The organism is Ruminococcus sp. AM43-6 (assembly GCF_003461785.1).
Taxonomy (GTDB): domain Bacteria; phylum Bacillota; class Clostridia; order Oscillospirales; family Ruminococcaceae; genus Hominimerdicola; species Hominimerdicola aceti.
On record NZ_QTXU01000035.1, the window covers coordinates 1 to 20,589 of the forward strand.

The 20,589-nt window shown below is 40.2% G+C and carries 20 protein-coding genes; 14 read left to right on the top strand and 6 right to left on the bottom strand.

Annotation, left to right across the window (positions count from 1 at the left end; translation table 11 throughout):
• Positions 1–217 precede the first annotated feature (217 nt).
• From DW938_RS12950 to nrdG, 3 genes are all read left to right on the top strand, one after another.
• Positions 218–415 carry a hypothetical protein gene (locus DW938_RS12950; protein WP_022287342.1) on the top strand — a complete coding sequence of 66 codons (198 nt, stop codon included), beginning with the start codon at positions 218–220 and terminating at the stop codon, positions 413–415.
• A gap of 415 nt (positions 416–830) precedes the next feature.
• Complete coding sequence (locus DW938_RS12955) at positions 831–3,089, top strand: anaerobic ribonucleoside triphosphate reductase (RefSeq protein WP_118125302.1); 2,259 nt, start codon at positions 831–833, stop codon at positions 3,087–3,089.
• Positions 3,090–3,091: 2 nt separating this feature from the next.
• Positions 3,092–3,607 (top strand): anaerobic ribonucleoside-triphosphate reductase activating protein, encoded by a 516-nt coding sequence (gene nrdG, locus DW938_RS12960; protein ID WP_117857195.1) that lies wholly within the window; start codon positions 3,092–3,094, stop codon positions 3,605–3,607.
• An 89-nt stretch (positions 3,608–3,696) separates the two neighbouring features.
• Here the strand turns inward: nrdG and DW938_RS12965 are convergent, their stop codons facing one another.
• Complete coding sequence (locus DW938_RS12965) at positions 3,697–5,157, bottom strand: flotillin family protein (RefSeq protein ID WP_118125304.1); 1,461 nt, start codon at positions 5,155–5,157, stop codon at positions 3,697–3,699.
• 96 nt (positions 5,158–5,253) lie between these two features.
• Positions 5,254–5,922, bottom strand: a complete 669-nt coding sequence (locus tag DW938_RS12970) for an NfeD family protein (RefSeq protein WP_038672017.1) — start codon at positions 5,920–5,922, stop codon at positions 5,254–5,256.
• A 214-nt stretch (positions 5,923–6,136) separates the two neighbouring features.
• On the opposite strand from DW938_RS12970, the gene DW938_RS12975 reads away from it, so the two are divergent.
• The 9 genes from DW938_RS12975 to DW938_RS13015 all read left to right on the top strand — a co-directional run bounded on the left by DW938_RS12975 (position 6,137) and on the right by DW938_RS13015 (position 13,398).
• Entirely contained in the window at positions 6,137–6,673 is a 537-nt protein-coding gene (locus DW938_RS12975) for a helix-turn-helix transcriptional regulator (protein WP_118125306.1), read from the top strand.
• Between the two features lie 9 nt (positions 6,674–6,682).
• On the top strand, positions 6,683–7,132 hold the full coding sequence (locus tag DW938_RS12980) for a hypothetical protein (RefSeq protein WP_118125308.1): 450 nt from the start codon (positions 6,683–6,685) through the stop codon (positions 7,130–7,132).
• A gap of 138 nt (positions 7,133–7,270) precedes the next feature.
• Positions 7,271–8,044: an FAD-dependent thymidylate synthase gene (gene thyX, locus DW938_RS12985; RefSeq protein WP_118125330.1), complete on the top strand. Its 774-nt coding sequence runs from the start codon at positions 7,271–7,273 to the stop codon at positions 8,042–8,044.
• The gene (locus tag DW938_RS12990) at positions 8,034–8,702 is read left to right on the top strand and encodes a deoxynucleoside kinase (RefSeq protein ID WP_118125310.1); all 669 of its coding nucleotides are present in this window, start codon (positions 8,034–8,036) and stop codon (positions 8,700–8,702) included. Before thyX ends, DW938_RS12990 begins: the two co-directional genes overlap by 11 nt.
• 10 nt (positions 8,703–8,712) lie before the next feature.
• On the top strand, positions 8,713–9,618 hold the full coding sequence (locus tag DW938_RS12995; protein WP_118125312.1) for a phosphatidylglycerol lysyltransferase domain-containing protein: 906 nt from the start codon (positions 8,713–8,715) through the stop codon (positions 9,616–9,618).
• A 19-nt stretch (positions 9,619–9,637) separates the two neighbouring features.
• The gene (locus tag DW938_RS13000) at positions 9,638–10,180 is read left to right on the top strand and encodes a DJ-1 family glyoxalase III (RefSeq protein ID WP_022286914.1); all 543 of its coding nucleotides are present in this window, start codon (positions 9,638–9,640) and stop codon (positions 10,178–10,180) included.
• On the top strand, positions 10,177–10,752 hold the full coding sequence (locus tag DW938_RS13005) for a 5-formyltetrahydrofolate cyclo-ligase (RefSeq protein ID WP_118125314.1): 576 nt from the start codon (positions 10,177–10,179) through the stop codon (positions 10,750–10,752). The genes DW938_RS13000 and DW938_RS13005 overlap by 4 nt, the downstream gene beginning before the upstream one ends.
• Before the next feature lie 3 nt (positions 10,753–10,755).
• The gene (gene mltG, locus DW938_RS13010; RefSeq protein ID WP_118125316.1) at positions 10,756–12,156 is read left to right on the top strand and encodes an endolytic transglycosylase MltG; all 1,401 of its coding nucleotides are present in this window, start codon (positions 10,756–10,758) and stop codon (positions 12,154–12,156) included.
• 18 nt (positions 12,157–12,174) lie between these two features.
• Positions 12,175–13,398 carry a U32 family peptidase gene (locus DW938_RS13015; RefSeq protein WP_181984457.1) on the top strand — a complete coding sequence of 408 codons (1,224 nt, stop codon included), beginning with the start codon at positions 12,175–12,177 and terminating at the stop codon, positions 13,396–13,398.
• A gap of 37 nt (positions 13,399–13,435) precedes the next feature.
• On the opposite strand, the gene DW938_RS13020 is transcribed toward DW938_RS13015, so the two are convergent.
• Entirely contained in the window at positions 13,436–14,416 is a 981-nt protein-coding gene (locus DW938_RS13020) for a tyrosine-type recombinase/integrase (RefSeq protein WP_118125318.1), read from the bottom strand.
• 281 nt (positions 14,417–14,697) lie between these two features.
• Between DW938_RS13020 and DW938_RS13025 the strand changes: the two genes are divergently transcribed.
• Both DW938_RS13025 and DW938_RS13030 read left to right on the top strand, forming a co-directional pair.
• The gene (locus DW938_RS13025; protein WP_118125320.1) at positions 14,698–14,880 is read left to right on the top strand and encodes a glutamyl-tRNA amidotransferase; all 183 of its coding nucleotides are present in this window, start codon (positions 14,698–14,700) and stop codon (positions 14,878–14,880) included.
• Positions 14,881–15,083: 203 nt separating this feature from the next.
• A complete protein-coding gene (locus tag DW938_RS13030; RefSeq protein ID WP_118125323.1) occupies positions 15,084–15,758 on the top strand; it encodes a uracil-DNA glycosylase in 675 nt (224 codons plus the stop codon).
• 42 nt (positions 15,759–15,800) lie between these two features.
• On the opposite strand, the gene DW938_RS13035 is transcribed toward DW938_RS13030, so the two are convergent.
• The 3 genes from DW938_RS13035 to DW938_RS13050 form a co-directional block, all read right to left on the bottom strand.
• Positions 15,801–18,095 carry a hypothetical protein gene (locus DW938_RS13035; RefSeq protein WP_118125325.1) on the bottom strand — a complete coding sequence of 765 codons (2,295 nt, stop codon included), beginning with the start codon at positions 18,093–18,095 and terminating at the stop codon, positions 15,801–15,803.
• Between the two features lie 20 nt (positions 18,096–18,115).
• Positions 18,116–18,889 (bottom strand): 23S rRNA (guanosine(2251)-2'-O)-methyltransferase RlmB, encoded by a 774-nt coding sequence (rlmB, locus tag DW938_RS13040; RefSeq protein ID WP_118125326.1) that lies wholly within the window; start codon positions 18,887–18,889, stop codon positions 18,116–18,118.
• A gap of 925 nt (positions 18,890–19,814) precedes the next feature.
• Complete coding sequence (locus DW938_RS13050) at positions 19,815–20,498, bottom strand: DUF6062 family protein (protein ID WP_117923641.1); 684 nt, start codon at positions 20,496–20,498, stop codon at positions 19,815–19,817.
• Positions 20,499–20,589 lie beyond the last annotated feature (91 nt).

Below are 20,589 nucleotides of genomic sequence, written 5' to 3' on the forward strand. Positions count from 1 at the left end.
TGGTTTTCGCCTATCGAATTTCTTAATAATAGTGTCCAATATGATTGACAAACCTACATAAAAACAAAAATTAAACAATAAAAGAAATTGTCTTTTGTGCATTTATCACATGGCAGTGTGTATGGTATAAAAATATCTGCGATTTTGTCATTTTGGCTTGAAAAAGGCAGAGGGATATAGTATAATGGTATTAAAATCATATTTTGGAGAAGATCTTATGAACGATAACAAAAAGAAGAAAAATGGTTATAGATTGGATATTGTGTTGATAGTGAGTTTTTTTGTAATGCTGATATCTTTCTGTGCCTACATGATGAATACTACTCTCGAAGAGGTACTTGAAAATGAAACAGGCAGCTCTGTAGTTACTCATGATTACACTTACGAGAGCGCTGAGAGTAGTTCAGCAGCATAGTGCAAAACTTAAAAGCTCGACAAGTTAAAGTGCTTTACGCACTTGCAAAATTCGCTTATTTACGACATTTAAGAGGCATGGAGCAGCACTTGAAAATGCATAAGATGACAAGTTAGCTCGCTTTACAGCATTAAAAACTAAACTATGTTGTGTTACGCATTGTAAAGTTCGACCGCATTACAGCTAAAAGCATTTTACTTGACACCTGAAATCAATATCTGACGAAAATGTGGCTTTGTGCATTTAATACAAATAACAAAGTCACATTTTGTTGTATAACGCCTTGACTTTGCGTCACTTATACTATATACTTGTATTAAGCACTGCTTTTTATACAATATGTTGTGATTTGCGGTGCGAGTTGTGAGAATATAAAAAAATATAAGGATAAATTGGGAAAATCGGAGGCGGTATTGTGATAATCAAGATAAAAAAGCGTGACGGACGTACTGTAACTTTCAATATTGAGAAAATAGCTGGCGCTATATACAAGGCGGCTCAGTCTGTGGGCAAGGATAACTATGAGGAAGCTTTGGAGCTTTCTGGTAAAGTTGTTGATAAGCTTATGGAAAAACACCTTGATATGCCTACTGTTGAAGAGATTCAGGATTGCGTTGAGCGTGTACTTATCGAGGAAGGCATGGCTGATACTGCAAAAAGTTATATACTCTACCGCTCAAACAGGACTCGTGCAAGAGAAATGAATACCCGTCTTATGAAAGTTTATGAGGATCTTACTTTCCAATCAGCGAAAGATAACGATTTGAAGCGTGAGAATGCTAATATAGACGGCGATACCGCAATGGGTACAATGCTTAAATACGGCTCTGTGGGTGCTAAGGAGTTCAATGAGATGTATGTTCTTGCTCCAGAGCATTCAAAGGCTCATCAGGAGGGCGATATCCACATTCATGACCTTGATTTTTATACACTGACCACCACTTGTACTCAGATAGACCTTACAAAGCTTTTTGATAAGGGATTTTCTACAGGTCATGGTTTTTTGCGTACACCAAATGATATACAAAGCTATGCGGCGCTTGCTTGTATTGCTATCCAATCAAATCAGAACGACCAACACGGTGGTCAATCTCTTCCTAAATTCGATTATGATATGGCTGAGGGCGTAAGAAAGACGTTCAGACACCGCTATCGTGATAATATCGGCAGGGGTCTTGCTCTCCTTGGTGAAGTTTCTGATGCTCAGAGCATTGCAAAGAAAATAACTGAAATGCTTGATGAGCAGGGTTTAAAGATCACTCTCGCCAATGATAACGGCTATCAAGAGGCTGAAGCACAGTTTCTTGTGAATTTTGTTGACGCACCCATAGTGAAGAAGATACAGAGTTTTGCATATAAAAACTCTTTGAAAGAAACTGACAGAGCCACATATCAGGCAATGGAAGCGCTTATCCATAATCTTAATACCATGAACTCCCGTGCAGGCGCTCAAACGCCTTTCAGCTCCATAAATTATGGTACTGATACTTCTATCGAGGGCAGACTTGTTATAAAGAATATTCTTCTTGCAGAGGAAGCAGGACTTGGCAATGGTGAAACGCCTATTTTCCCTATACATATTTTCAAGATAAAAGAGGGCGTGAACTTTGATCCTGATGACCCGAACTATGACCTTTTCAAGCTCGCCTGCCGTGTATCAGCGAAGCGTCTTTTCCCGAATTTTTCATTTATCGACGCTCCTTTCAATCTACAATATTACAAGGAAGGCAATCCTGACACTGAGATAGCTTACATGGGTTGCCGCACAAGAGTTATCGGTAACGCATATGACCCTACTCGTGAGATAGTAACAGGAAGAGGAAACCTCTCTTTTACTACCATTAATCTCCCTAGACTTGGCATAAAAGCACAGCGTAATATCGGTGCTTTCTTTGACAGCCTTGATGAGCTTATGGATCTTTGTATCGACCAGCTTATGCACAGATTTAAGATACAGTGTTCAAAGCGTGTGAGAAATTATCCGTTCCTCATGGGTCAGGGCATATGGCTCGATTCAGAGAAGCTTACGGCTGACGATACACTTGAAGAAGTGCTAAAGCATGGCACGCTTTCAGTGGGCTTTATCGGTCTTGCTGAGTGTCTTAAAGTGCTTACTGGCAAGCACCATGGTGAAAGTGAAGAAGCAAGAGAGCTTGGCTTGGAGATAATCTCACGTATGAGAGCAAGAATGGACGAGGAAACAAAGCGTACTGGTCTTAACTTCTCGTTGCTTGCAACGCCTGCTGAGGGACTTTCTGGCAGATTTGTTAAAATGGATAGAGAACGTTATGGCGAGATAGCAGGAGTTACTGACAGGGAATATTATACCAATTCTTTCCATGTACCTGTTTACTATCCGATAACAGCGTTTGAGAAACTTAAAATAGAAGCTCCTTACCATGCTCTTACAAATGCAGGCCATATAAGCTATATCGAGCTTGACGGCGATCCGCTGAACAATCTTTCTGCATTCGAGAAAGTCGTAAGATATATGAAAGAGGTTGGCATAGGCTACGGCTCAATAAACCACCCTGTTGACCGTGATCCTGTTTGCGGATATACTGGAATAATAGGTGACAAATGCCCGAAGTGTGGACGTTCTGAGGCTGAACACAGCAAGGTGATACATGAGAGGATACCTCGTGCAAAAGTCTGCTGTGAGGGTGACAATTAGCCATGGAACTTAGGATAGCAGGCACTGTCGGTGAATCTATCGTAGACGGACCGGGTTTTAGGTTCACTATTTTTACGCAGGGCTGTCCACACGGCTGTGAGGGTTGTCATAATCCGCAGACACATGATTTTAACGGTGGCATTGTCGTTGACACAGACCAGCTTTACAATGAGATAATAAAAGACCCGCTTCTTGACGGTGTGACGTTCAGTGGCGGTGAGCCTTTCTGTCAGTGCAAACCGTTAGCAGAACTTGCAGGAAGGATAAAAGCCTTTAATAGATTTCCGCTGAATGTCATATCTTTCACTGGATATACTTATGAATATCTAATTGCAAACGCTAACGCTGAAAACGGCTATATGGAGCTTCTTAGTCAGCTTGATTATCTTGTTGACGGACCATTTATTCTGTCACAGCGAAGCCTTGAGTTGAAATTTATGGGCAGCAAAAATCAGCGTTTTATTGATGTACAAAGGTCCTTGAAAGAGGGCAGAGCAGTAGTCGTTGAACCATATTGAACATAAAAAGCGAGTTTCATGATGTTGAAACTCGCTTTTATTTATACCAAAAGACCTCCGCAATCGTTAAACTACGGAGGTCAAATTAATTATTTCTCAGGCTCTATTACCTCAACATCTTTTGGGTCGAGAGTTCCTGCATTATCAGCCTCGGCTGCTCTCTTTACTGCTTCTTCCTGTGACTTTTTCAAAGCTTCCTGTATGTCCTCGCCAAGAAAATCAGGGAGTGACATTCCTGCTTGCTTGAACAGATCGTTCAGTGGAGGAACTGACTGCATAAGTCCGCTTAGAAAGTTTGCTGTCGAGCCTTTTCCGTCTGCACCTGCACCTGTATCCCACACGGTTATCTTGTCTATCTTAATGTTCTTGATAGCTTCTACCTGAATAGAGATAAGCTCTTCAAGCTTATCAGCAACTATGAGTTTGACGGCTGCATTAGCATCTCCGCCTGCTGCTTCAACAAGCTTTCTCATACCTTCTGCCTGCTTTGTGAGTATTTCCTGATTGCCCTTTGCTTCAGCTTCCATTTTTGCAAAGATAGCATCGGCCTCACCCTTTGCTTTACGTCTTACTACCTCAGCCTGTGCTTCAGCTTCGATCTCGGCCTGCTGCTTTGAGATCTGAGCCTTTACGATAACATCGGCGGTCTGTGTAGCCTTTTCAAGTTCGGCTCTCGTCTGCTCGGCGGATTGCTGAGCTATGTAAGCTTCCTGCTTTGCCTTTGCTGCCTGAACAGCTTCAGCGGCTGTAGCCTGTCTGAGAGCTTCCGCTTCACGCTCACGTCTGAGGGCTTCTGACTGTGCAACCTCTATCTTGGCTTGGTTCTCACCGTCAATAGCAGAAGCGTTTGCAGCAGCAACTTGGATACGCTGGTCTTTCTGAGCGTTTGCCTGACCGATCTCACCGTCTCTGTGTTTTTCGGCAACTGACTTCTTAGCGTCATTGATAGCCTTTGCAGCAGCTTCTTTACCGAGAGCTTCCAGATATCCAGACTCATCTGTAATATCCGTTACGTTTACGTTGATAAGCTTAAGACCTATCTTTTTAAGCTCTATCTCAACATTGTTTGATACCGCAAGCAGAAATTTATCTCTGTCCGAGTTTATTTCCTCAATATCCATTGTTGCGATAATAAGTCTCAACTGACCGAATATGATATCCTTTGCAAGCTCCTGAATTTCCATGAGCTTCAAGCCGAGAAGACGCTCAGCAGCGTTTTGCATAACGCCTGGTTCTGTTGAGATACCAACAGTAAATCTTGATGGAACATCAATTCTGATGTTCTGCCTTGAAAGAGCGTTTTTTAGATCCACATTTATGGATATAGGAGTAAGATCCATATACTCATAAGATTGGATTATTGGCACGATAAATGCCGCACCGCCGTGGATACATCTTGCGCTTCTTGCTTGACCATTCTTGTCTGTTCCTACTTTACCATAGATAACAAGCACCTTATCAGACGGACATTTTCTGTAGCGTGACAGTATTGCCATAATTGCCGCAAAAAGCACAACGACTATCACGCAGATGATGATTACTGGTTCCATAATTTTTCCTCCCACACAAATAATATTATAATAACCTCAAGACGGGTCATTTCACAGAATCGTTATATTTAGCACCCCTTTGTTCTATCAATTCTTTTATTTTTCTATTACGACAGTATCTCCTTGCAAATCGATAATACGAACCTGAGTTCCTGTCTTTATAAGCTCATCACCATTGTTTATTGCAGTGACTTCTCTTAACTGTCCGTTTATCATAACATTCACTTTACCAAGCCCATGGTCTTTAGGTGGGCAGGGGATATAAACAGTAGCAGTTTCTCCTATAGCATTTTTATAATCAGCCGTACCGTTTTCAGCAAGTCTTGCAGAAAGTTGAACTATCTTTGCCACAAGAAGCATGGTCGCCAGACCCAGAACAAAGCCGATAACTGTAGACAGTGCTGGATAAACACCTGAGCTTACAAGAACGATAGATGACCAGCTAAACACAGTGAAAAAAGCAACTATGGTCTGAAGCGTGAACATTCTCATAGAAGCAAAATCCGCAGGGTTTCCGCCGTCTACGTTGTGGTCGCAGCCGATATCATGTGTACAGTGACCAATATCCACATCTCCGTGAGCGCTGATGTTGGCATCAACATCAAGATCAAGACCTGACGTGTCGCTGAAATCGTGACCGCTTCCACCATCATGAAAACCGAACATAGAAAGCAAAGTCTGCACAAGCAGTATAAGCGTTGACGGAAACGCTATACAATACAGCACTTTAAGTAAAAGCGACAAACCGTCCCACCATTCATTCATATAGCTTACACCTCCAATGTAAATATTATTTACGCTTATTATATACTCATTTATCTTATTTGTCAATAGATTTTCGACAATAATTAAAATTATTTTTTAGATATGGCTTAGCACAAAAATATTGTAAATTTTTCGTTAAACACTTGAAATCTGTTTTACTATCTGCTATCATATAAGTAAATGAAATTTACAGTAAATAAAGTGAGGCGATATAATGGAGAAAAATACTCTCGGCAAGAGGATAAAAGAGGCAAGGCTTGCAAAGAAAATGACTCAAAGCGAGGTAGTGGGTGATTTTATAACCCGCAATATGCTTAGTCAGATAGAGAGCGGCTCAGCAACGCCGTCGGTAAAGACCCTTGAATACCTCTGCAAGGTGTTGGAGATAGAGCCTAATGCCCTTCTGCCTGATGAAAACGACTCCAAAAACGCCCCTGACGCAGAGGGCTATATCAGTATACGGACAGAATTTATAAACAAGAACTATAAGGCTGTTATAGAGTATGACGCTGATGACGAATTTTCAGATGAGATATGTGCGCTTAAAGCGAAAGCTTGCCTTATGATGGCTAGGGAGTATTCAGGCTCTGACAGTGCCACGGATCTTCAAAAGGCGTTAGACCTTGCCAAGCAGGCTTCTGAACTTTCAAAGCGTGGTGTTTTTGCAGATGAAAGCGTTAAAAGCAAGGCTGACGAGCTTTTGAAAGCTAACGCTAAGCGTCTTAGCGACTATTACAGAAGTCTTTTGTAGGGTACAGTCATGGAATTTGTTATCATAGCCACAGTTGTTCTTGTGCTAGCCATGTGTCTTGGCGCAGACTTTGTTATAGTTCCTATAATGTTTATTGTTTTTCTTGTCGTCCTGCTACTGGCTATTTTGGGTTTCTTTGTATACTCTGCTGTAAAACTTACTGGAACGAAAAGCGTGAAAGGAAAGTTTGTGCGTTTCGGCAGGGCAGAGGGCAAGAAGTTTGATACAGCGTTTTACAAGGTTAATGATAGTGAGTATCCAAACGTATTCCCATGTGAGGTAGTAATGCGCTCAAAGATATACATACCCGATAAGGTCTGTAGGCTCAGATATGACGGCAAAAGAAATGAAGTTTTTGACCTGAATGCAGTTTGCTGTGTGATATTTGGACTTGTTCTTAGCAGCGTATCGGCGGTGATGATGATACTTTTTCTACTAACAGTGATAGGCGTGAATTGAATGATTTTAGGCAGTAGGTTAGCTTGCTGCCTTTTTTGTGCATTTAAAATGGCAATAGTGGGTGATTTAAAATAAAATGTTGACTTGTAGGCTTTTTAATGGTATAATATAAAAAATATGTGGAAAGGATCATATATGATGAGAGTTGAGCTTATTACCCATACACCTGAGCCTGAAAAGGTGGTTGCTACTGCTGCAAAACTTTGCTATTCAAGCAGTGATATCGCCTCGCTTAGAGAGGGTCTTACGGAAGAAAAAACAAAGAGCTTTATTGAAAGGCTCGTGTCTATTGGTCACGAAAGCCCTATGGAACACGTTTCTTTTACTTTTGGCATAGAGGGGATATCCCGTGCCTGCTCTCATCAGTTGGTAAGACACAGAATTGCGTCTTACTCTCAAAAAAGCCAGCGTTATGTAAGTGAAAGCGGCTTTGAGTTTATCACACCACCATCAATAGAGGCTGTGCCAGAAGCAAAGGCTGAATTTGACAAGCAAATGGATCAGCTACTTGAGTGTTATAATAAGATTGCCGACATACTTACAAATACACATGAAAAGGCGTTTTTAGAGCAGGGTATGTCTGAAAAGGACGCACTTAACAAGGCTAAGAAAAAAGCCTACGAGGACGCAAGATTTGTTCTTCCAAACGCTTGTGAAACAAAGATAGTTGTGACAATGAACGTCAGAACACTGTTTAATTTCTTCCAGCATAGATGCTGTAACAGAGCACAATGGGAGATAAAGGCTGTGGCTGATGAAATGCTCAAACTTTGCAAGCAGGCCGCTCCTGAGCTTTTCAAGAACGCAGGTCCGTCATGTGTAATGAAAGGCAAGTGTCCAGAGGGCGCAATGAGCTGTGGAAAAATGGCTGAAGTAAAGAAAATTTACGGAGAAATGAATAATGTTGAATAGATCTGGACTTATAGTTCTTGAGGGACTTGATGGAAGTGGAAAATCAACTCAGTTTGAAAGGCTTTCTGCTTATTTCAGTGAAAATGACATAAAGCATAAGGCTATAAGCTTTCCTGACTATGATAATCCGTCGTCTGCGTTGGTAAAGATGTATCTTAATGGTGAAATAGGCAAAACGCCTGCTGACGTGAATGCCTACGCAGCTTCAAGCTTTTACGCTGTTGACAGATACGCTTGCTACAAGCAATTTTGGGAGCATGACTATAAAGAGGGCAGTCTTATACTTGCGGCGAGATATGTTACGTCAAACTGCATTTATCAGATGACAAAACTGCCGAAAGAGCAGTGGGAAGATTTTATAGGCTGGCTTGAAGATTACGAGTATGACAAGCTTGGGCTTCCAAGACCTGACAAGGTGATATTCTTGGATATGCCAATAGAGATATCTCAAAAGCTGATGTCGGGAAGATACGGCGGAGATGAAAGCAAAAAGGATATCCATGAAGCAAATGTGGAGTATCTTAAAAAATGCCGTGAAGCCGCTTTGTTTACCGCTGAGAAACAGGCTTGGGATATTGTTCCTTGCAGCGACGGCATCGAGCCTTATACAAAAGATAAGATTTTCGGAGATGTTCTGGGGTTAATCAATAGAAAGTAATGTGTGTTTAATGTTTGATTTCAGAAAAATAAGTTTTGAGGACAAAGAATGGATAACCAAGTGTCTTGCAGTATCAGATTTCAGAGGAGCAGAATATTGCTTTGCAAATAATATGGCGTGGCAAAGACTTAATGACACTGTAATAACACATCATGGTGATTTTTATATAAGCTGTTCCTTTGTGGACGGTCAGCCGTATTTTACATTTCCTGCGGGCGTTAAAATAGACGTTGAGGGCAAAGAAAAATATATCAGGCTTTTTGATGAGCTTAAAGAATATGTTTCCGCCCAGGGAAAGCCGCTTAGGTTATCTTCTGTAACAGATGATAACCTAAGCTGGATAAAAGAATATTATGGTGATAAAATCATCTGCGAGTATGATAGGGACAGTTCAGACTATATTTACAATGCTTCCGACCTTATCGAGCTTAAAGGCAAAAAGTATCACGGCAAGCGTAACCACATAAAGCGTTTCATGGACGAGCCTTGGGAATACAGAGAGCTTACTGATAAGGAAATAGACAGCTGTATTGAATTTTCGGCTGAGTTTTATAATAAGAATGACAACGCTGACGATCCTTCGGCGGTGGTTGAGCAATATGCTATTGATCTTTTTCTTACGAATATGGATAGGCTCGGACTTAAAGGCGCTGTGCTTTACAGAAATGATAAAATGACAGGCTTTACGGTTGGTGAACAAATAAATTCGGATACCTTTGTGGTGCATATAGAAAAAGCACTCGCTGACGTTCAGGGTGCATATCCTATGCTGTGTAGTCAGTTTGCGTCACATAATGCAAAGGATCTCAGCTTCATCAACAGGGAAGAGGATCTAGGAATAGAGGGTCTTAGAAAGTCAAAGCTTTCTTATAATCCTGCTTTTCTTTTGAATAAAAATGTAATTACTTTCAGATGATCGAAAGGAGTCATTTGTTATGGTTTATGTATTTCTTGCCAATGGTTTTGAGGAAATGGAGGCTCTTGCCCCTGTGGATCTGCTCAGACGAGCAGGCGTTGAAGTTTTTACTGTAGGTGTAGGCTCTGATATGATAGTCAGCTCACACAACATTCCTGTCAAGACCGATACAACAGTGGATAAGATAGTTCTTAATGACGAGCTCGAAATGATAGTTCTCCCAGGTGGTATGCCGGGTACTTTAAATCTTGAAGCAAGCCCTGATGTGCTTGGTGCAGTTGATTACTGTGCTGACAATAACAGATACATTGCCGCAATATGTGCCGCTCCGTCCATAATCGGTCATAAGGGTCTTCTTGACGGCAGATATGCAACTTGTTTTCCAGGCTATGAGAAAGATCTTAAAGGTGCGATACATTCTGCCAGACTTGTGGCTGTTGACGGTAAGTTCATCACTGCAAAGGGCGCAGGCTGCAGCATGAAGTTTGCACTCAAGCTTGTTGAGCTTCTTGTTTCAAAAGAAAAGGCAGAAGCCCTTGAATCAGGTATGCAGAGCAAATGACAGATAAAAAAGCTTTAAGAAAGCATTTCAAAGAGATACGTCTTAGTATGTCTGCTGAAGAAAGAAAACAGGCAGATGTGGCTGTTCAGCAAGCTTTCCTTGACAGCGAGGAGTATAAAAGCTGCACAACTGTGCTTGCATATGTTTCCTCTGATATTGAAGTGTCTACGGCGGAGATAGTAAGAAAGGCGCTAAAGAGCAAGATAGTGCTATGCCCGAGATGTGAAAAAAACGGCAATATTATGTATTTTTACAGAATAAACAGCACATATGATCTCAAAGAGGGTAGGTTTGGCATTTTTGAGCCTGATGAAAGTTGTGAGAAATACAGCGTTTTTGACAATGCATTGTGTATCGTGCCTGCGCTTTCGTATGATAAAGACGGATACAGGCTTGGCTTTGGTATGGGCTTTTATGACAGATTTTTGGCTGATTATAATGGCATGAAGCTAGGTTTATGTTACGATAACTGTATGTCAGAAAGTTTTTGTCATGACGGCTATGATATCTCTGTAGATAAGGTATTTACTGATAAGGATATATATACTATAAACACAAAGGAAAGGAAGTAAATAATGGACGATCTGAATTTTAATGTTGACGATATAATAAATGATGTCAACGCCAAGATAAAGTCTGCCGAGAAAAATGAAGCGGACGAAGAAAGCGTTGAAGCAGAGCCTATCGCTGACACTGAGAACAGTTCCGAAGCCTGTGAACAGGCAGATAATACTGACGAGAAACCACAGGAAACTCCAGAAGCGACCAATGACAAGCCTGAACCTATCCTAGCTTTTCACGAGGACAAGTCAGAGGAAGACAAAGGCGAAGAAGACGAGGATAAAGAGCCTGAGAAGCCCGAAAAGCAAGAAAAAAAGTCAAAAAGTAGCAAGAAGAAAAAGAAAAAAAGAAAGAAAAGCAAGGTGAATAATTCGGTGTTTGGCGGAATTATACTTGTTATAGTAATTCTTACAGTTTCTTTAGTGCTTGCAGTGGGCGGCATTTCTATTGGCATGGAGTATTATGGTATCGGAAAAACTGACGAGGATATCAGATTTAATATCCCTGCAGGCTCAACAAACAGTGAGATAGCTGATATACTTGTAAATGAGGGAGTTATAAAGAACAAAAAGCTGTTTATGCTTGCTTTGAAATTTGAAAAGCCTGCAGCTATATATCCTGGTGATATCACACTTCAGCCATCAAGCGGATATTCTGAAATAATCGAAAATCTTTCACAAATGAGAGAGTCATATAAGACTGTAAGCATTACATTCACAGAGGGAGAAAATCTTCTTGACATAGCTAAAAAGCTTGAAGATAATGAGGTCTGCACTGCTGACGACTTCCTGTTTGAATTCAATAAAAATCAAGGCTTTGACTTTGAAAATGATGTTGATGATAACGGCGATATGTTCTATCGCATGGAAGGCTATTTCTATCCTGATACATATGAGTTTTATGTGAATGACAGCGCAGGAAACGTTACCAAGAAGCTTAGAGAGCAGTTTGAAAAGAAATACAAAACTGTCAAAGCTAAGATCAAAAATTCCGGTATGTCACTTAACGAAGTTATGACCCTTGCTTCTATCGTTCAGCTTGAAGCCGCTTCTGAGGACGAAATGCCAAAGGTAGCTTCGGTATTCCTGAACAGACTTGATGACCCTGACACCTATCCTATGCTCCAGTCTGATACAACAACAAATTATATTAAGAATGTTATAAAGACCGAGGCTGACAACACAGCTTCTATCGAGCATTATACCGAGTGTTATGATACCTATAAGTGCAAGGGCTTGCCGGCAGGACCAATATGCAACCCTGGTATGGCTGCAATAAACGCTGTTCTTGAGCCTAAGAAGACTGATTACTATTACTTCTGTAATAATCTTAAGACGGGCGAAACATTCTATGCAAAGACACTTGACGAGCATGAGGAAAATCTTGTTAAGGCTGGACTTGCAAAGAAAAAGTAATAAAGGATTGAAATTTTAATGACTGAAAATAATTTGCTTGAAGTTCTTGCTCCTGTGGGAGATATGGAACGTCTGTATGCGGCGCTGGATTTTGGTGCTGATGCAGTTTATCTTGGAGGTACGGCTTTCGGAATGAGAGCCGCCTCTGCAAGCTTTGACGCTGAGCTTCTGAAAAAAGCCTGTGACGAGGCTCACAGCAGGGGTAAGCGTGTGTATCTGACCTGCAATACGCTTCCTCATAATGACGAGATAGTGCATTTAGAGCAGTTTGTGAATGACGCTCTTGCGGCAGGCGTTGACGCTATGATAGCCAACGATATCGGTGTTTTCTCACTGATAAAAAAATATGCACCTGATATGGAGATTCATGTTTCCACACAGGCTGGTATAGTAAATTATGTTACTGCAAATGAATTTTATAACATGGGTGCTAAGAGGGTAGTGCTTGCAAGAGAGCTTTCTCTCGAGGAGATCGCCGAAATAAGAGCAAAGACCCCTAAAGATCTTGAAATTGAGTGCTTTGTACATGGTGCAATGTGCGTAAGTTTTTCAGGCAGATGTTTGCTTTCCCAGTACCTTGTAAACCGTGACGCAAATCGTGGCGAGTGCGCACAGCCTTGCCGCTGGGGATACCACCTTATGGAAGAAAAGCGCACCAATGAGTTTTATCCTGTTTTTGAGGACGAAAAAGGAACTTATATCCTCAACGCCAAGGATATGTGTATGCTCAACCACATTGATAAGCTTGCAGAGGCAGGCGTGAACAGCTTTAAGATCGAAGGCAGAGCTAAATCTTCGTATTATGTGTCCGTTATCACAAATGCCTACAGAAAAGCTATGGATATCTATAAGTCTGATCCGGAGCATTTTGAGTTGCCACAGTGGCTTAAGGACGAAGTTTTCAAGGTAAGCCACAGAGCATACTGTACAGGATTTTTCTTTGGTCACCCAAAGGAGAGCCAGTATTACGAAAACGGCGGGTATATTCGTGAATATGATGTTGTAGCTGTGGTTGACGGTTGTAGCGGTGGAAGAATATACTGTACTCAAAAAAACAAATTCAACAAGGGCGACGAGATTGAAGTTCTTTCACCTGTTGGTAGCCCTGTGAAGTTCACCGTGGAGGAAATGTTTGATGAATACGACAACGCCATAGATACTGCAAATCATGCAGCTATGAAGATGTCAATAAGATCAGATCTGACGTTCCCAGAACATTCTATAATTCGTATGAAAAAATAGCAAAAAAGCCATGTGAGGAAAATCACATGGCTTTTGTTTACTTCTTTTTCTTTTCAATTTCTTCAGACAATGGATTCGACTCCATGGCCTTTTTGATGTTTTCATCAGATAAATGTGTGTATATCTCAGTGGTCGCAATGCTTTTGTGACCGAGTATATCTTTCAGTACAAGAGTATCTACACCGCCGTGTTGGTACATTAGGGTTGCGGCTGTATGCCTGAGCTTGTGGGTGGTAATACCCAAATTGCTAAGTCCTGCACGCTGGAGCTGTTCATCTACTATTTGTTGAACTCGTCGCTTGTTTATCCTTGTTTTGTTAGCTGACAAAAAAATGGCAGTTTGTTCCACGTGGGGGCGGGTAGTGTCAATATACTCATCAAGTGCAGAAATACAAGCGTCGTTAAGATAAATAATGCGCTCCTTGCGGCCTTTGCCGAGGACACGCAGAGTTCTGTTATCTCGGCTGTAATCGCTTAAATTCAAGCCCACAAGCTCGCTCAGACGCATACCGCAGTTAAGGAACAGAGTAATGATACAATAATCACGCACCTGATTTTTAGAGTCGATATTACGCAGAAGCTCAAGGCTTTGTTCAAGGGACAGATATTTAGGCAAAGCCTGATTTATATGCGGCAATTCAAGATCATCAAGCGGATTGTTTGAAATGAGCTTGGCTTTTTTGCAAAGATAAACATAGAATTGTTTCAAAGCAGAACATTTTCTTGCACGGGTTTTTGTGGAATTATTGCGCTCATCTTTGAGATACTTTAAATAAACATAAGCATCGTTTAGTGAAAAGCATTCGAGCCATTCTATTGGCGTTTCTTTTATTTTTATTTTATTGAAAGGCGTTTTGGCTGGAACTGCATGGTGTTTGACATTAAGATATCGCAGAAATGTTCGGATATCAATAAAATAAGCTTCTTCAGTGCGGTCAGAACGGTCTTTGACAACTTTCATGTTAGTTAGAAAATCGTCAAGATAATATGGGCAATCATCTACATATGCTTGTTTCATTTATATCTATTCTCCTTATATATCACTTCTCTAAGTTTCACTAAATTTTTATTTAGTGAAACTTTCTGTACACGCTGTGCGAGGGGCTGTTTGTGACTCTTTTATGCTTTGTCGGCTCTCCCCGTTGTGCACTGCTTTAAGTATACACCCTACTTTGTGGGATGTCAAGCTATGCTACATTTGCGGTAATCCCTTGACAACAATTGAGGGACAGTTTATAATAAAAAAAGTATACAATTATATCAATTTATATATTTGCAAAGTTGAAGGAGAAATAATTAATGTGTGTTTTTATTCCTGATTGCACTTCTTGCAAGAATTTTAAAGGTAAAAATAAGAATGGATTATTCTACTGTAGTGCCTTTCCACAAGGAATTCCTAAAAAATATTTTTGGGGAAATATACCTGTGAGAAATATATCAGAATGTGCAAATAAAATCAGGTTTGAAGAAATTGATGATTAGTATAGAAAACAATTATTTTATAAATTTTCTCCAAACAGTTGATTTTACAGCGAAAATATGATAAAATTATAGTAGTATATTTTATGAAAGGAACGATAGTTAATGAACGACAAGAAACCTATGGTCATGAGAATACTCGTTCTCGCTTTGGTTGCCGCACTTATACTCGGTCTGATCGTCGGAACTGTCATTAGTGCTGTATAATGGTGCATATCGGAAATAGCTGGGACGATATTCTGGCTGATGAGTTTAAAAAGGAATATTATTTGAAACTTCGTGAATTTTTGAAATACGAATATTCACACTTCACTGTTTATCCTGATATGCATGATATCTTCAATTCATTGAAGTACACGCCTTATGAAAACGTCAAGGCTGTTATCATTGGACAGGATCCTTACCATGGTCCGGGACAGGCTCATGGTCTTTGTTTCTCCGTTAAGGCTGGTGTTAAACCACCACCGTCTTTGCAGAATATTTTCAAAGAACTTAACGCTGACCTTGGTATCCCTATACCTAATAATGGCGAACTTACCGATTGGGCTAAGCAGGGCGTGCTTATGATGAACACTGTTCTTACTGTTCGTCAGGGTCAGCCTAATTCTCATAAGGGTAAAGGCTGGGAGCAGCTTACTGACGCTGTAATAAAAAAGCTTAATGAGCGTAATGTGCCTACTGCGTTTATCCTCTGGGGTGGCAATGCTAAGGCTAAGGCACCACTTATAACGAACCCTATTCATGCAGTATTTAAGGCAGCTCATCCATCTCCATTGTCTGCGTATAACGGTTTTTTCGGATGCAGGCATTTTTCTAAGGTTAACGATTTCCTTGTAAGCAACAATATTCAACCAATAGATTGGACAATAAGCAATAAGTAAAAAATAACCTCGGTTTGTATCACTGCAAGCCGAGGTTTTGTATTATAGTTTTTTGATGTGCTGTATTAGCAACGCTACGCCCGTTACAATGAGATTGTAGACGATAACTAACGTTGGAGTAAGCTGAACAAATGAACCTGCCAGCATCATTATAAGGGCTATGAGCGCCGCAAGTATCGTTGCACCATACATCACTGATGCACCAAGTTCTGCGGTAAATTTGAGCCTTTTTGCGCCTATTACAAGCATTGCAAATGACGGAAAATGTCCGCTGCAAAGCATTGATGAAGCCTGACGTGGAACGTACTCGGTTTCACTTTCATAATCCTTATGATATCTAAAGCTCAGCAGTTTAACACTGTCACTCTCAATATCAAAGAGATCAGAGAGAAAACGCTGTGAAAGAAAGCCATCAACTGTTCTTATTACTGTTGTGATACCTTCAAGTTCAAGCTCCTGAAGCCAACGTGTAACGGACAGATTAGGCGATACCTGAATAACGAACATTGCTGCTGTTATTCCGGAAATAGAAAGATATACAGCAACATTACCATTTGTATACTCCTTCTCTTTTGCTTCTGACGGCAGACCGTCAATAGAGTGGTTTTCCATGAGTTCTCTTGTACCAAGAAGAACACGCTTGTTTTCTATCCAGCCCGAAAGTCCAAGACCGTCCTCATAAATGTAGCTTTCAACAGGATAAAGCAACTCAGTCTTACCTCTGAGCATTTTGTAGAATGTAGACTTAAGAACACTTCCCGATTGACAGCTAAGGCTTGCCGCCATTAAAATGCAGTCTTCAATAGAAATAGCTGAGAGTAGTTTAAGGTTTGCAAGCTCAATACTTCCTTTAGGGAAAAGCTGTTCAGCGTCAACAAGAAGTGAATTTGTGTCAGCAAATTCATCAACAGAAGAATATCCCAGCATTACCGCTGAATACTGCAAATACTTCTTTGTAGCTCTTGCCAGAGGTACATTTACTATAAGCATTACCGCAAACGAAGAACACATGGTAACAGTGCCTGAGAAAGCCGAAAGTGCTATGAACAAACGTTCTCTCATGTTTGACGCACCCTTATCAAATATAAGTGACAAAAGTGCTATAACAACGCCTGCAATGAGGATATAAGGGCTTATTTTCTTTGAATACTCATCTGAGATATCAGAAGTGTAGCTGTTCTTCATAAAATCGTCCACAAACTCGGTTTTGCGCATAGCTGCTATCTTTGGCTCTGCAACAGAACCTCTTGTGAAGTTTTCTGCTATTTCCTCATCTTCAACGGATGTAACTGCATATCTCTCAAAATCTCCTGCAACGTACCTAAAATTACGCTCAGTACGTTTTACCACCATAAGTTTTCCAAGAGTATTGAATATCAGACCCACGATTGCAACGGATATGTAAACATGGTAAACACTGTCACGAATAGACTCAGGGTCAAATAGATTTATTATTCCTGCAATGACTGTAATAAAAATACCTATCGCTGCTATTGTATCATTATCTGCCTCTTTTTTAAATAGGCTTTTCATTCCTGCAAGAAGCACGTTATAGCACACTGCTATAGAAATAAGACCCAAAATAGTGTTTGCAAACAGATATGCCGCAGGTGTTATCGTTCTGTCAAATGTCTTTATAAGAGGCAGTTCCAGGTCATTTGCAACCGTGATGAATGTGCTGAAAATGCCCGTAAACAGAAGTACACAAAGCCTTAGAACAAGGTTGCTCTTCACATGACGGATAGATCCAAAGACCTTTTCGGCATCATCAAACTTCTTAAACTCCGTCTGCCCTGCCTTGTCTTTATCGTTTGTATCATCACTGTCAAGCTCGCTTTCCTGCTCGTCAGTTTTAAGAACAAAGCTGTCAACTTTCTTCTTTCTGTGCTGTGACAATATAGAAGATTTTTCCTCATAGGTGGCGTCATCAGGGATAAGTGCCTTGTCAAACTCCTCTGTTTTCGGGATTATTTTTCCCGTCAGTCCCATTTTGATATCTTTAAGGCTTGCCCTGTTCACAGGCGGAATGCTCTGCTTTGCAGCCTTGCCTTTTTTATGTTTGGTGAGATTATTTATAAGTGCAGCGTTCTCCTCGTTACGTTTTTTTTCGTTCGTATGATCTGATGCCAATTCATCATCAAAATCTGTTGCTTTTATTGGATCATAGCCGTCACTATCTATATCGCTGGTATCATTATCTTTTTCAATACTCTCATCAATACTAGTATCTTCATTTAAAATTTCATCGTTTTCCTGTGACTCGTCAGTCTTTAAATCGTTTTCAACTTTTTCGCTGTATTCTGAAATTATATCGTCTATTGAGAATTTATCAGCCAAAGCTTTAACCTCCCTGTTCCTTATAGATTTCTCTGTCTTACGGCTTCATACATAAAAATGCCCGCCGCAACGGAAGCATTCAAAGAATTGACTTTGCCTGCCATAGGCAAACTAAGCAAAAAGTCACATTTATCTTTTATTAAACGTCCCATGCCAAAGCCCTCAGAGCCGACTATCAGCCCTATAGGACCAGTTAGCTTAACTTCAGTATAGCTCTGACCCTCGCCGTCAGTTCCGTATATCCACACACCGTTTTCTTTAAGCATATCAATAGTTGCTGCAAGATTTGAAACTCTTGCAACAGGCAACCAGCTTGCTGCACCTGCGGACGTTTTGAAAACAGTTGCGTTCAATGATGCACTTCTTCTCTTTGGAATGATAACGCCGTGAGCACCTGCCGCCTCAGCCGTTCTGATTATAGCACCAAGATTGTGCGGATCTTCTATCTCATCGCAAATGATAATGAAAGGATCCTCTCCCTTTTCATGTGCAATGCTGAGAATATCCTCCGGAGACACATACTCCGCACACGCACCCATAGCAATAACACCCTGATGTGAAGCTCCCCTGCTCATATTGTTGAGTTTTGTTTCGGTAACACGCTTGACATTTATACCTTTTTCCTTTGCAAGTCTACAAATAAGTGTTATAGAGCCTTTAGCCTCAGGGTTAATATAGATAGTGTCGATCAGCTTATTTGCTTTTAAAGCCTCAATAACAGGGTTTCTGCCAATTATAAGCTGCAGTTCATTTTCTTCGTCTAAATTATTATTTTTATCTTGATAATTACTCATTGAATTTTCCTTTTCAAAAAAATATACTACTCGTAATTATACCACAAAAAAAACATAATGCCAATAGTAAACAGGCTTTTTATATAGACTTTCGACGATTTACACAAATTTTATCAATGATATTTATGCTTATCACATACACAATGCGATAAGCAGCAGAACAAGCAATGCCACACCAATTATAGTTGATATCACAGCCGCAAAGTTGAATTTTCTGTTTGTCGAAAACATTTTGTCCCCCGTTATCGCACTTGCGATATTAACAGCATTTTTTCTTAAAATATCAGGGTGTAGATGATTTTTATTTGCGTTTACAAATAATAGAATCTTATCAAAACATTCATTTTCTGTACACTTTATTTCGATGATTTGTTTATTAATTCCTTTGAGCATGACAGTCAACTCCTCTGAATACCAATTACTTGATTATATTACTGATTGTTGGCATTAAAAAAGTGCAATATTCAACATTTCAACGCAAAAATGTTGAATATGAAAAGTTTTCAACATTCGTAGGGGCATTTTCTGTTGAAAACCATGTTGAAAACGTTGAAAACTCATGGTTTTATCGGTATTTGCAGGCTGTTGAAAACTTCATATTATAACGAAAATCGACCATTTAAGCGAAAAAACGCTAACTTTTGGGAACAAATACACACGAGAATGTTACGAATATATTAACATACAAACTTGTCTGCTGAAGGTTATTTGTCAGCAGTGGAATGACCGCACTTTACATAATTTTTGAATTTGTTTGAGAATAAATTTACAATGCTAGATCCAAAGTACAAAAAAATGACCCGATCAAAGAACAATGACCTATTAAATGATATAAGCTGATCTTCTGTACATATAATTGTACTTTTACAATCTTCTGCATAAAATCTAAGCTGTAACCATTGTAACGAAAAGTAACGAAAATTTCTTATCTTGTAGTAAGAAATTTTATAGCACGCTCTATGGAGTCTTTTGAGTTTCCCCAATCGGCATTTGCTCCCGTGTTACGGTAGTCATACATCTTGCAGTAGTGTGATACGTCCGCTTCAAGAGTGTCAAGATATTTGCTTGTCAGCTCGCCGCAAGCATCAATAAACTGCTTCTGATATTTCTTATCCATATTTTCAGTACACATAGACACTAAAAGGTCATAGTGCGGCAGACAAAGCATTTCCTGCTGAGCAAAAAGATCTCTGAAATCACGCTGTTGAACATACATCTCAAACAGCGTAACGAGTATCCTTGACATTCCCCAATCCACCTTGCTGCATACAAAACATTCGTTATTTACTGCGCTGACTTTCTTTTGCTTTGCTGTCTTGCCCTCGAACATTTTCTTTCGTGTGAAAATATGCTTTTGCATATCCTGCAAATGTGATTGAAGCATAAGCGCAAGTGACAGTCTATTTTTGCAGGCTCTCATCTGTTCAAAATGTGTTTTGCAGAAACCGAGCTTATTGGTCTCCATACGCACGTCTGGCTCCATCATAGCCGCTCCCATTATGTACTCAACAGTTCTCTGCTCCAACGTATCACGCAGGCGGCATATTGGACAGCCGCATTTCGGCTCAAATATATCTGTGACAGGTATTGTCAGAATGCTTTCTCTCATATGATCTATCCTTTCTTAGATATGTTTATTTTATTGTAGGTTTGTCAATCATATTGGACACTATTATTAAGAAATTCGATAGGCGAAAACC